Origin of the sequence: Flammeovirga sp. SubArs3 (genome assembly GCF_947387565.1) — a bacterium.
GTDB classification, from domain to species: Bacteria; Bacteroidota; Bacteroidia; order Cytophagales; family Flammeovirgaceae; genus Flammeovirga; species Flammeovirga agarivorans.
Genome location: NZ_CANDOA010000018.1, coordinates 1 through 13,025, shown reverse-complemented (window position 1 = coordinate 13,025; position 13,025 = coordinate 1). Strand labels below are relative to the sequence as shown.

The following is a 13,025-nucleotide window of genomic DNA, read 5'->3' as shown; positions in this document are numbered from 1 at the left end:
TTTAGGCAATATTTTGAATTTCAATCAATTGTAAAAAATAGGTATTTAATGGCATCTTATTAAAGGAAATATTTTTCACAACACATTAAACTGTTAGAAATATGAAACTCGACATCCAATCAATACATTTTACAGCAGATCAAAAGTTAATTGAATTCATCCAACAAAAGGTGGATAAATTGGAAACTTTTTACGATAGATTTACAGCAGGAGAAGTATACTTAAAAGTAGAAAAGAACGGTGACAATAGTCGAGACAATAAAGTTGTGGAAATCAAACTACACCTACCAAAAGATACCCTGGTAGCTAAAAAACATGGTACTTCTTTTGAGGCAGCTGTAGACGAAGCAACAGAGTCTTTACGTCGTCAGGTAAAGAAACATAAAGAAAAATTATTAGATAAATCAGGCGCTTAGTCTGTAAGGACCTATTTTACAACTGAGCCTAAAGAAATATAAATAAAGATGCTAAAGCGAGAATAAAGTAAAATTTATTCTCGCTTTTTTTATAAATAATTCTTCAAATATTTACCATCAAATTATAATGATAATTAAGGAATAAATTACAGATATTTTACAAATAAAAAACCTCCACACCCTGAAAGTCAAGATGGGAGGCTCAGTAAACGAGGATATAAATAATTTCTTTGAAGAATAACCAACGAGTATAGCTAAAATTTCTACCTCTCGTTTACTGATTTATTATCATAGATAAGTTGCCTTTTTCTATCGGCATATTCAATATTATAAATTAATCATGAGTGAACATAATCCTTTAAGAGGATTTAGATTTATCTAATATTTGTTTACCTTTCAACAACTTAAATTACAATTATTTACGACTTTCTGGCTTATACTTAGAGCGTTGCAATATTTTTCTTGCGTCTTTTTCAGCCATTAATTGTGGTAATGTCACCTCAGGATTAGATCGCATATAACTCTGTACAATCCTCCAACCCAACCATCTACCTAAACGACCAGGGCTATCACCTGAAATTTCAGAAGTAACAGGACGATCATCTACATAACGTTTCACTGTCATTCTTTCGGATTTATATAGTAGTTCATTCTCTACGAAATGTCCCCATATAAAACCTTCATTATATTCTACTTCTTTTAATTGCCTTAAAGAGTACCCCACCTTTACTGTATCCGGTGTAAATGGCATAACATCGTCTACAAATTCGTAGGCTTTCCCCCATGCAATCATATGTGATAAAACAGTTCTATCGTTTGCATTTACATTATTAAACCTATTAGACAGCATCTGAACAGTAAATGGTACTAGATATTCCGGTGTATATCGTTTTAAGATGTAGCCAGGTACTTCAGGAACTCTATAAGTAGCTGTTTCTCCTTCAAAATAATCTAATCCGACTACGATTGCATCTCCAAAATCCAATACATCTCCACCAAACCCCCAGTTCGCAAAACCTGATACTGATGTATATATGACTGGTTCTTTAAAATCTGGGTAATAATATTTGATATACTTAAAAGCAGACTCAAACTGTTTTTTATATCCTTCAAAGTCTCCAAAAACACGATCTGCATCCATTTTTAACGTATCATTCTCTGGTTTAGAAAGAAAATCAAAAATAGCATCCACTAATATTTGACGGTTTGGATACAATCCTGCTTGCAAGAAATATTTCTTTTCTATTTCCGGGTTTTCAATCAAGTAAGAAACAATTTGATCTTTTGTCTTTAGTTGAAAAATTTCCTGTTCTAATCTTCTTACTTCTACATTCACTTTGATGTTAGAAACATCTGGAATTTCTTTTTGATTTTCGGCATCATCACACTGTGTAAACATCATTAGACAAAGAACCGAAAGCAGGTATAGTTTGAATGTTCTCATGAAAAGTTGATTGTAGATTTAATTTTAAGATGGAATGACATGAATGTATCATCACAAAACTAGAAAAAAGTAATTCAAATATTATACAAAAAAACCTCTTACATATACATGCAAGAGGTTTTTTATCCGTTAAAAATTGATTATCCCGCAAAAGCGAAGAACACCAACCAAACGATCACCAATACACTCAATAGTATCGGTAATGAATATCTTACAATGTAACCAAAGAATGATGGCATTTCAACACCTGATTGCTCAGCAATTGATTTTACCATAAAGTTAGGTCCATTACCAATATACGTCATTGCTCCAAAGAATACTGCCGCTACAGAGATTGCTGTTAATTCCAACACCGCTTCTGCATTTGGCTGCCCCTGTACAATTCCGTTTGTAAAGTCTAATACTTGTTGAACACTGCCAATATCTGCTCCTTTTGATGCCATTGCTGCAGTTAAAAAGTTAAGATAAGTTGGAGCGTTATCTAATATACCTGATAAAGCACCTGTTGCCCAATACAATGAGTTATGGTTAATTAATGCTGCTCCTGCCTCAGATGCTGCAAAACCACCTACCAACTCCAATGCTGGCATCATGGTACCGAAAATACCAATAAAGATAAATGCTACTTCACGAATTGGCTCGAAATTAAATTCGTTTCCTTTAATCGCATCTTGATCAGCCAATTTGAAAGATAAATAAGCAACAGTTAACATAATCAACTCTCTAATAAAAGAGAATAATGTTGCTCCTTCATGATGTTCTAAATCACTTAAAAAGCCAATTGAGAAACCTTCATGAGTCTGAAGAATACCTGGTAACCAATCAATTTTTGAAGGATCAAAAAATACAGCTGCAACTAAAATTGCTAACCATCCAAAGTTTTTTGAACCTGTGATTGTTATCTTATTAGAGTATTCTTTCTTGTCATCTTCATCAAATAATAAGTTCGTTTTATTGATAAAACGCTTATCGAAAAAGAAGAAAATTACACACAAGACGATAATTGCAAAGAACCACATTGGTAATGAATGTACCAAAGTCCATTCGAAAGGTACACCTTTTAGGAAACCTAAGAATAATGGCGGATCACCAATTGGTGTTAATGCACCACCAACGTTACTTACAATAAAGATGAAGAATACAACATGGTAAGGCTGTAAACGCTCTTGATTTAATCTCATAAATGGACGAATCAATAACATTGAAGCACCTGTTGTACCAATAATATTAGAAATTACAGCTCCAATCGCTAGGATAATCGCATTAACCATTGGCGTACCCTTACGATCTACTTTGATCATAATACCGCCAGAGGCAATGTATAAACCAGATAAAAGTGCTATAAATTGGAAGTATTCGAAAAATGCGTGGATAGGCCCGTGCGTATTATGCAAGCCAAAAATATAGTATCCAACCACTACTGCAGCTAAGCCAACAGCCACTTTCGGATAGTTATGGTGCCAAAACTTTTCATAGAAAAGCGGACCGGTAGCAATCATGATTAACAGTGTGGCAAACGGAATAACCGACCAAGGTGCAGCCTCAGGATGTCCTCCGCCACCAGACGCCAATACAGGCGAAACTCCTACTGTAAGCCCTACTATAAGCGTTACCACTAGAAGTAGTAATTTTTTTTTCATAATTATAATTTAATCTTTCAAAACCGAAAACAAAGTGACCTCAATGATACTCTTGCCCGCACTACTTTAACTTGTGAAGTTGATTGTGCTAATCTTTAAGAAAGTCCTCGTTGAAATTTAAATACACACTATTGTTTGTTCTGTTATATTTTTTTCGTTTCGCTATTTTAGGAAATAAACCATTTTAAAAACAATGATTAAATTCAACATCTGTTTATATATCGAACTCTTAAGAGTTATTTAACAAATCTTTAGTCGATTTTATCATTTCGTAAATAGCATTCAAGTTAATCGCATCTTATCACATTATATTGATTTTCATTTAAAATTGATTGAAATACAACATTCCCTTCCTCATTTATATATAATAGAATATTTAATTTTGCTTGTTGTATATATTGCTTAGCTAAAAACAAAGGTTGCTCCAATGACCCAATATTTTCTATTGATTGAAATTCTGGATAAATAACATCTCCTACATTGGAAACATATGCACCATATCTACCGTCATTTTTATATAAAATCCAGTATTTATAAGGTGACTTTGTCATTACCTCATAAGAATCGCAAATCATTTTAATATTGTTTGATTGCACATCCAATAATTTTAGTTTCTCATCTTCTAAGACAAATACACTTGTAGAATCTAGATTCAGTAGCTTAATATCTTCATAATAAAAACGAGCTTGTTCATAATTAGAAAGCGAGAAAACTCCTTCAAACCCCTTATATTTTCCTAACCATAAAGCGTTTCCTTCTTTTTGTAAAGTTGTTCGTTGTAATTGTTCCTCATATCTAGGTGTAATTTTTAGTCCAGTTTTAATATTATATATACCAAATTTCCCTTTACCTTTTAAGTGATAATAGGTTCCATCAGCAACTATTTGAGTGTATCCTTCTTGCAGGATTCTTTTACCATTGGTTTCATATAAATAATATAATGAACCATATTTAGCAATGACGATTCCGTTTGTATCTACTTTCAAATCCGAAAACTGTGGAGTCATAATCTGATTTCCACCTTGATCCAACAAAGCAAATTTCTTGTTTCTCCTACTAATTGCCGCAATATAAGGAAGAACTAATGAGTCTTGTGTTACATAAGTTACATTCCATTGCGAGTATCTTTCGAGATCTAAAATATTTCCATCTTTGAAAAGTACTTTTTCCTTTTTATCAGTTTGTTGAATTAAGTTTGGATACATTTTATCGAAGAATACTGTATCCGCTTGCCCTAAAAATATCTTTTCTCCTTTCCAATTGTAGGCTACCCATTGGTCTTTCCAACGAGAAGTAACTCCTGACTTTGAAAATTCTGGCAGTAATAGAGAATCGATTAGAAGTTCATTATCATAATTAATCACCTGATACAAGGTATCACTTCTCACTGACCAACCTAGTTTGTTATCTAAATCTTCAATTTGATCATAATCCTGAGAATATTTTTTCCCATTAGGAGTATAAATTGCCCACTTAGAATTCTCTTTTAAACCAAACCATTGATCTTCTAATTGCTTATATCCTTCAAAGATAAATTCCTCATCATCAGTATTTATTTTACTTCCAAAGACATCACTTTCAGTATATTTAGCCCAACGCCCTTTTTTCATTACTAAAATGGTATTCTCTGAAATATGGATTAACTGTCCTGCCTCTATCGGAAACTTCAACTCTCCAGTAACAGAAACAATACCCCATCTCGCCTGCTTTCTAACACCAAACAACCTTCTACTTAATGGGACTATTTGGTCGTAGATTGGAGAAATCCATTCTCCTTCACCAAGAGCATAAACACCTACTTTATTATTTTTTTCAATGGCATATACTCCTACTAAAAGTGGTTTGATTTTATCGTAATTGAACGGTAAAACGATAGAATTGTTACGGTCTACTAAACCTTTTTTCCCATCTTTTTCTACCTCTAAAAAGAGGTCTGAAGTCCCATGACAATTGTATGCTTTTTTAACTCCCGAGATGGCTTCAGTAAAAACTACATTACCATGATCATTAATAAACGAGAGAGAATCCTCCTGGAATACAGGATAATACAATTGTTTTTGTTTTAGCATTAAAGCCTGAAAATAGGCTTTCTCTTCCCAGTTTCTATAAGTATTAAGAACACTATCTTTGTCTTCACTTAATAACCAAATCTGAGCAATTGCACTATCGGCATAAATTGTCTCTGGATAATCTCTAACAAAGTGAGAATAATCGACAATAGATTTATCTTCTGTAATCAACTCATAAAGTTGTTTTTCTACTTTATGGATATGTTGATTTTTTGGATGTTCCTTTAAGAAATCACTCAATGCTTTTTCGTCTGCATCTTTAGTTTTGGAATGATAAATAAGATTTTCGTAATAATTTTGGGCTTCTATCGCTTGCCTTGCTTCTGGGTAACTTCTTATAAATAGGTGGTAAGATTCGTAGGTATGTTCTTGTTTTGCCTTTTCATATCCTAAACTATCTCGTAATGATATTGCTTCCGGCACCCATTCAGAATGAGGAAACTTCTCCAAGTAAGTGATAAAGTCCTCTTCTTTAAGGTTTTCAACACATTCATTGAAAGCATACTTTTCAACATTTTGTTTCCAATATTGTATTGAATCATTGTTTACGTATAACTTCTCCCATTCTGCCCTTTGGGTTGGCGAAGAATCATTCCATAAATTATCTGCTTTATCTAAAAAAGCGTATGCAGTATCTAAATTATATGCAGCCTCATTACTCACATAATAAAGTCCCCATATATAGTTTAAAGATACATTTTGATCTATCTGATCTGACTCTTTTTCTAATTTCTTAACAATCTTCTCGTACTCTCCTTTATCCGCCAATTTCCAAAATTGCTTTGAGGATTGGGCATAGGAATAATTAAGTATCAAGTTTATAATAAATAGCAGTACTAATCTCCTCATATTTCGCGTACCTATTGATTCAAATCGTAATTGAATAAAAATAGCTTGTTCTCTTCAATAAAGTTTGTTTTGTCTCTGGGTTGCAATATCATCAACTTAAAGAACATTTTTATCAAACTTTTCAAAAATCAAAAGAAGTAATTCATTATTTATGTTGAGAATTCAACTCTACCGTTAACTTTGTAGTGAAAATTTCATGTCTGATTACTTTACAAAGGCAGGAAAAAGATTTATAACTCATATTTGTTAATGTCAAAGTCAAGATTCCCATATTTTGTCGCCAAACGATACTTTCTATCTCAACGTAACATCAAGAGCATTCCTTTAATGCTACTCGTTTTGGTGGTTCAAATGACTTTTGGATTAATTATTTTCTTAGGAAAAGCCATTGGAGTGCTTTTTACTTTTTCTCCTAAAAAGATCCGAAAAACATATAAAGGGATGGCTGAACAGTTCATTAAGCAGAACTTTATTCAGACTTTATCCAATATTGCAATGGTCGGCGTTGGCTTTGGTACCGCAGCTTTAGTGATTGTACTTTCTTTATTTAACGGAATGGAAAGGACGCTTACAGGTATGTTTAATAGACACAATCCTGAGTTAAAAATTGAATCTAATGTAGGTAAATCTTTTCCATACGAATGGACATTAAGAAATAAAATTGAAGAAGTTAAAGGCGTCGAGGCAATTACAGAAGTTATTGAAGACAAAGTCCTTATTCTATACAACAACAAACAAAAAGTAGTAACAATGAAAGGTGTGAGTGAGAACTTTGCCACTCAAACACAAATTGATACTACCGTAGTTTTAGGTACTAATAACCTATATAACAATGACACTCGATATGCTTTGGTCGGCTCTGGAGTTTACCAAGAATTAGGCTTACGATTAAGAGACAGTATGTATCCGCTACAATTTTGGTACCCTAAGAGAAAAGGTAAAGCGTCTTTAAATCCTGAAAAAGCATTTAATAAAAAGATAATTCAAGCAGGAGGTGTATTTGTAGCCGAGCCTCAATTTGATCAATCAACAGTGATTGTGCCTATTAAATTTGCCAACTCATTATTGAATTATGGGCAATTAAGAACTGGCTTAGAAATTAAAGTGAAAGAAGGTTTTAAGGCGACAACCGTTAAAAATAATTTAATGGAGGTTTTAGGAGATAACTTCATCATTAAAACTAGACCCGAACAACAGTCTCAAGTATTAAGAGCTTTGAAGATTGAAAAATTCTTCACTTATGGAACTTTTGCATTGATTTTAGGTATTGCCTCTTTCAATGTGTTTTTTGCTCTTGCCATGCTTTCTATTGAGAAAAATCATGATATGAATATTCTCAAATCAATGGGTGCTACAGACGGCATGATCAAGAGGATATTCATTTACGAGGGTGGCCTAGTCGCTTTATCAGGTGCTAATTTTGGTCTTATTTCAGGATATTTATTCTGCTTTGCCCAAGAAAAATTTCAATGGATAAGTACTGGTGCAAACAATGGAATTCTTGATGCTTATCCTGTTGAAACTCGATGGCAAGACTTTTTAGTGATATGTCTTACCGTTTCTGCAATCACTATTTTTGCATCGATTATCCCTGCCAGAAATGCTGCAAAAAATGCCAGAAGATAGAATTACAATATTCTTGTAATGATAGATTCTTATTAAATCATTAAATTTGCAAGGTGATTTATTTGATTTTCACACAGAAAACAACTGATCACTAACAATATCACAAAATGATACAACAACAAGCAATCATAATATCATGAGTCTTAAAGAACAAATAAAATCTTCTGTTAAAGAAAATATTGAAGAGATTGTAAATATCAGACATCACCTTCATGCTAACCCAGAATTGTCGTACCAAGAGTATGAAACTTCGAAGTTTGTAGCAGAGAAGTTAAAGAGTTATGGTATTGAAACACAATCAGGTGTTGCTGAAACAGGCGTTGTTGGCTTGATTAAGGGTAAAAACCCTGATAAAAAAGTGATTGCTTTAAGAGCAGATATGGATGCTCTTCCTATCGTTGAGGCAAACGACGTACCTTATAAATCAAAAAATGAAGGTGTTATGCATGCGTGTGGTCATGATGTACATACTACCTCATTATTAGGTGCTGCTAAAATATTACAATCATTAAATGATCAATTCGAAGGTACTATTAAGCTAATCTTCCAACCAGGTGAAGAAAAATTACCTGGAGGAGCATCTTTAATGATCAAAGATGGAGCATTAAAAAATCCATCCCCTTCAAAAATTATTGGACAACATGTAATGCCTTTCATTGATGCTGGAAAAGTAGGCTTCAGAGAAGGCATGTATATGGCAAGTGCTGACGAGATTTACTTTACTGTAAAAGGTCAGGGAGGTCATGCGGCTATGCCAGAGAAAAATATTGATCCAGTTGTTATCACATCGCATATCATTGTTGCTTTACAACAAATTGTAAGTAGATATGCTGCTCCAAAAATTCCATCAGTTTTATCTTTTGGTGATGTTAGAGCTATTGGTGCAACTAATGTCATTCCTAATGAAGTGAAAGTTCAAGGTACATTCAGAACCATGAACGAAGAATGGAGAGCGGAAGCGCATGAAAGAATCACCAAGATTGCAACTGGAATTGCAGAAGGTATGGGTGGTTCTGTTGAGATGGATATTCATAAAGGTTACCCTTTCTTAGTTAACGAACCAGAACTTACTCGTAGAAATAAGAAAGCTGCAATTGAATACCTTGGTGAAGAAAATGTAGTTGATCTAGATATTTGGTTAGCAGCAGAAGACTTCTCTTATTATTCTCAAGAAATGGACGCTTGCTTCTACCGTTTAGGAACTAGAAACGAGGCAAAAGGAATTACTTCCTCTGTACATACTCCTACCTTTGATATCGATGAAGATGCTCTTGAAATTGGAGTGGGATTAATGGCTTGGTTAGCTGTAAACGAGCTAGAATCACAAGCTTAGAAAAGCTACAATATAAAATATACTTGAAGCAGATAGCTATACGTTATCTGCTTCTTTTCTTAAAAAACTGTCATATTTTCGTCTGATTTTGATGTTATTTGACTTATTTTCTTCCTATTTCTACTTTTTGTCAGTAAAATCGCGACAAAATGACCTATAAAATCGGTTGGCAACATTGTTGATTGAACGGCATTGTATATTTCAACTAGAAAAAATACCAAAATGGCAGAAAATAAAGGAAACGAAAATATTGAAAATAAAGAAGAGCAAGTAACTGAGGATCAAACTGAAGCTACAAGCTCTGAAGAATCTACAACAGAAGGTGAAGAACTAACTGAAGTAGAAAAATTGACTCAGGAATTAGGAGAAATGAAGGACAAATACCTTCGTTTATATTCTGAGTTCGACAACTTCCGTAAGCGTACATTAAAAGAGAAATCTGAACTAACAAAAACAGCAAGCGAGAAGGTGTTATCTGCAATTATCCCTACTATCGATGATTTAGAAAGAGCTATTGCAAATACTAAATCTGACAGTGACGAGGTAAAACCTGTACTGGACGGTGTAGTGATGATTAAAGACAAAATGTTAAAAACTTTGGAAGGTCAAGGTTTAAAACAAATGGAAGATGCTACCGGTAAAGAGTTAAACACTGATTACCATGATGCAATCACTCAAATCCCTGCTCCAACTGAAGAGTTTAAGGATAAAATTGTTGATGTTGTTGAAAAAGGATACACATTAAACGATAAAGTTATTCGTTTTGCGAAGGTTGTTGTAGGACAATAAGAAACACCAATAATGTCTAAAAGAGATTTTTACGAAGTACTTGGCGTATCGAAAGATGCTTCCAGTGGAGAAATTAAGAAAGCTTATCGTAAAGTTGCGATAAAATATCACCCAGATAAAAACCCTGGTGATAGTGAAGCTGAAGAGAAATTCAAGGAAGCTGCTGAGGCTTATGAAGTTTTAAGTGATGATCAAAAACGTGGTCAATATGACCGCTTTGGACACCAAGCATTCGACGGATCAGGTGGATTCGGCGGCGGCGGAGGTGGAATGAATATGGATGACATATTCAGTCACTTTGGCGATATCTTTGGTGGTGGCGGTAGCCCATTTGGCGACTTCTTCGGAGGTGGCGGTGGTGGTCGCCGTCAGCGTAAAGGTTCTAACTTACGTATCAAATTAAAGTTGACACTACAGGAAATGGCAAAAGGTGTGGAGAAAAAAGTCCGCATCAAACGTTATACGTCTTGTGATACTTGTAATGGTACAGGAGCCAAAAATGGTACTGACCTAGACACATGTCAAACTTGTCATGGTAGTGGTCAAGTACAAAAAGTAGTCAACACAATGTTAGGTCAAATGGTATCTAATACTACTTGTCCTACTTGTAATGGTGAAGGTAAAATCATCAAGCACAAGTGTGATAATTGTGGTGGCGAAGGTAGAGTATATACTGAAGAAGAAGTATCGATCAATATCCCTCCAGGAGTTGATGACGGTATGCAACTTTCAATGAGAGGTAAAGGTAACATGCCTAAAGGTGGTGGTGTTGCTGGTGACTTATTAATCGTCATCGAAGCGATTGAAGACGAGCACTTACATAGAGATGGTGAAAACATCCACTATGAGCTTCATTTAAGTTTTGCTGATGCCGCATTAGGTACTACAGTAGAAGTTCCTACATTAACTGGCAACGTAAAAGTTCCAATAGATGCAGGTACACAAAGTGGTAAAGTACTTCGTTTAAGAGGTAAAGGTATCCGCGATATTAACGGGTATGGTGTTGGTGATCAATTGATTCATGTCTCTGTTTTCACACCTGTGAAACTTTCTTCTGAAGAAAAAGACATCTTGAAAAAATTAAGAGAATCAAAAAATTTCAACCCTACTTCAGAACATAAAGAAGAAAAGCGTAAAAGCTTCTTCTCTAGAATGAAAGACTTCTTCGCTCAATAATAGAGGGAAGTAATTCATATGTAAAGCATTGTTCTTATGATGAGAGTCGTCAAGAACAATGCTTTTTTTTCTTAAAGCTTATATCTACAAAATCGAATATTGTATCTTTACGATATTCAAATTTATCAGGTTAACTCATTCCACAATGCTAGTTCACGAAACACAAATAAGAATTAATTATGCTGACACCGACCAAATGGGCTTTGTCTATTATGGTCATTATGCCAAATTTTATGAAATTGGCAGAACGGAAGCATTACGTTCTTTAGGAATGAGTTACAAAGAAATGGAAGCGGATGGCGTAATGTTGCCCGTTTTAGAAAACTTTTCTAAATACATAAAACCTGCTAAATACGATGATATGATCACGATTCGTACCAAGCTAATTGAAAAACCAACAGTTAAAATTCAATTTGAATACGAATTGTTTAATCAGGAAGGTGAGTTACTCAATACAGGCAAAACAAAATTGGCCTTTATGAGTAAATCAACATATAAACCATGCAGAGCTCCTCAAAGATTTATGGAGGTAATTGCTCCGTATTTTGTTGAACCAACGGCAAAGAAAGTTGACTAAAAAAGATCTTCATAAGAAATTAGAGGATAACGAACTTTATAAAAAGATAATTGAGAAACTATCTACATCTAGAGTTCCCCACACTGAAGTATCATTCTATACTTTTGGTATAGCCTTGATACATAGGGTGGATCAGAATGACCTACTTCAAAGGGGACAGGCTATTGCTTTTAGTTTTAGTTTAGCCATGTTACCGTTTATCATCTTTTTCTCTACTTTAATATCTTACATTCCTTTCGAATCTATAGACATGATGTTTAAGATTTTTAGAGAGGAAATGTTACCCGAATATGTTTATCAAGCTATAGAAGGACCCATTCAAGACCTATCAGGAAGGTCTAGAGGTGGATTATTATCTTTTGGTTTTATTGGTGCAACCTATGTTGCTACCACTGGGATGAGAACTCTGATGAATGCTTTCAATAGCTGTTACCATCTCGAAGACAAAAGATCATTATGGAAACAGTTTCAAGTCGCTTTAAACTTGACGTTTTTATTTATCATCACACTATGCTTGTCTTCCTTTTTATTGATTAGTGGAAAACATTTATTGGAATACCTTCATGATAATGGATACCTCAATAATGAGATTACCCTATATATGCTGTTATCCTTAAGATTTTTGATCGTTGTAGGTATCTTTTTCTTTAATATCACTTTGATATTTAGATATGCTCCAAGTGAAATTTTAGGAAATAGAGTATTCACTCCAGGTTCAATAGTCGCAACAATCTTGTCAATAATCGTTTCAATATTGTTCGAAATTTATCTAGACACATTTAATTCTTATGATATTCTTTATGGCTCTCTTGGAGCAATTATGGGATTAATGGGTTGGATTTTCACCATTGCTATGATCTTATTAATTGGTTTTCAAATCAATACAACCATAGAAGAAGCACAAATATGGTCTGAGGCTAATCCTCCCGAGGAGTTCAGGTAAAATTCATTTACGATTATTTGTATTTTTTCTTGATCAAGTTGTTGGAAATTTAAATTCAACCTTGCATATTTGCACTCGTCAAAATGACACAGAGAGTTGGCAGAGTGGTCGAATGCGGTGGTCTTGAAAACCATTGTACCGCGAGGTACCGGGGGTTCGAATC

The 13,025-nt window shown here is 34.1% G+C and carries 10 protein-coding genes; 7 read left to right on the top strand and 3 right to left on the bottom strand.

Annotated elements, in window-relative coordinates:
* Window positions 1-101 precede the first annotated feature (101 nt).
* The gene (gene raiA / locus QL232_RS26695) at window positions 102-416 is read left to right on the top strand and encodes a ribosome-associated translation inhibitor RaiA (RefSeq protein ID WP_168883909.1); all 315 of its coding nucleotides are present in this window, start codon (window positions 102-104) and stop codon (window positions 414-416) included.
* Window positions 417-831: 415 nt separating this feature from the next.
* On the opposite strand, the gene QL232_RS26690 is transcribed toward raiA, so the two are convergent.
* The 3 genes from QL232_RS26690 to QL232_RS26680 form a co-directional block, all read right to left on the bottom strand.
* On the bottom strand, window positions 832-1,860 hold the full coding sequence (locus QL232_RS26690) for a gliding motility lipoprotein GldB (protein ID WP_281616442.1): 1,029 nt from the start codon (window positions 1,858-1,860) through the stop codon (window positions 832-834).
* 140 nt (window positions 1,861-2,000) lie between these two features.
* Entirely contained in the window at window positions 2,001-3,500 is a 1,500-nt protein-coding gene (locus tag QL232_RS26685) for a sodium:proton antiporter (protein WP_281616441.1), read from the bottom strand.
* Between the two features lie 287 nt (window positions 3,501-3,787).
* Window positions 3,788-6,385: a WG repeat-containing protein gene (locus QL232_RS26680; protein WP_281616440.1), complete on the bottom strand. Its 2,598-nt coding sequence runs from the start codon at window positions 6,383-6,385 to the stop codon at window positions 3,788-3,790.
* Window positions 6,386-6,667: 282 nt separating this feature from the next.
* Here QL232_RS26680 and QL232_RS26675 point away from each other — a divergent pair, with 282 nt between their 5' ends.
* The 6 genes from QL232_RS26675 (at window position 6,668) to QL232_RS26650 (ending at window position 12,862) form a co-directional block, all read left to right on the top strand.
* A complete protein-coding gene (locus QL232_RS26675) occupies window positions 6,668-8,044 on the top strand; it encodes an FtsX-like permease family protein (protein WP_281616439.1) in 1,377 nt (458 codons plus the stop codon).
* A 136-nt stretch (window positions 8,045-8,180) separates the two neighbouring features.
* Window positions 8,181-9,377, top strand: a complete 1,197-nt coding sequence (locus tag QL232_RS26670; protein ID WP_168883904.1) for a M20 family metallopeptidase — start codon at window positions 8,181-8,183, stop codon at window positions 9,375-9,377.
* A gap of 222 nt (window positions 9,378-9,599) precedes the next feature.
* Window positions 9,600-10,166, top strand: coding sequence for a nucleotide exchange factor GrpE (locus QL232_RS26665; protein WP_168883903.1), 567 nt, complete (start codon window positions 9,600-9,602; stop codon window positions 10,164-10,166).
* A 12-nt stretch (window positions 10,167-10,178) separates the two neighbouring features.
* Window positions 10,179-11,342, top strand: a complete 1,164-nt coding sequence (dnaJ, locus tag QL232_RS26660) for a molecular chaperone DnaJ (protein ID WP_168883902.1) — start codon at window positions 10,179-10,181, stop codon at window positions 11,340-11,342.
* A gap of 145 nt (window positions 11,343-11,487) precedes the next feature.
* On the top strand, window positions 11,488-11,919 hold the full coding sequence (locus QL232_RS26655; RefSeq protein WP_168883901.1) for a thioesterase family protein: 432 nt from the start codon (window positions 11,488-11,490) through the stop codon (window positions 11,917-11,919).
* Entirely contained in the window at window positions 11,912-12,862 is a 951-nt protein-coding gene (locus QL232_RS26650) for a YihY/virulence factor BrkB family protein (RefSeq protein ID WP_281616438.1), read from the top strand. The genes QL232_RS26655 and QL232_RS26650 overlap by 8 nt, the downstream gene beginning before the upstream one ends.
* The last annotated feature ends 163 nt before the right edge of the window (window positions 12,863-13,025 follow it).

Bases quoted from the DNA above. Each gene is read 5' to 3' on its own strand.
- QL232_RS26665 (WP_168883903.1), top strand. From the start codon at position 9,600: ATGGCAGAAAATAAAGGAAACGAAAATATTGAAAATAAAGAAGAGCAA.
- QL232_RS26685 (WP_281616441.1), bottom strand. From the start codon at position 3,500: ATGAAAAAAAAATTACTACTTCTAGTGGTAACGCTTATAGTAGGGCTT.
- QL232_RS26655 (WP_168883901.1), top strand. From the start codon at position 11,488: ATGCTAGTTCACGAAACACAAATAAGAATTAATTATGCTGACACCGAC.
- QL232_RS26670 (WP_168883904.1), top strand. From the start codon at position 8,181: ATGAGTCTTAAAGAACAAATAAAATCTTCTGTTAAAGAAAATATTGAA.
- QL232_RS26675 (WP_281616439.1), top strand. From the start codon at position 6,668: ATGTCAAAGTCAAGATTCCCATATTTTGTCGCCAAACGATACTTTCTA.
- QL232_RS26690 (WP_281616442.1), bottom strand. From the start codon at position 1,860: ATGAGAACATTCAAACTATACCTGCTTTCGGTTCTTTGTCTAATGATG.
- dnaJ (WP_168883902.1), top strand. From the start codon at position 10,179: ATGTCTAAAAGAGATTTTTACGAAGTACTTGGCGTATCGAAAGATGCT.
- raiA (WP_168883909.1), top strand. From the start codon at position 102: ATGAAACTCGACATCCAATCAATACATTTTACAGCAGATCAAAAGTTA.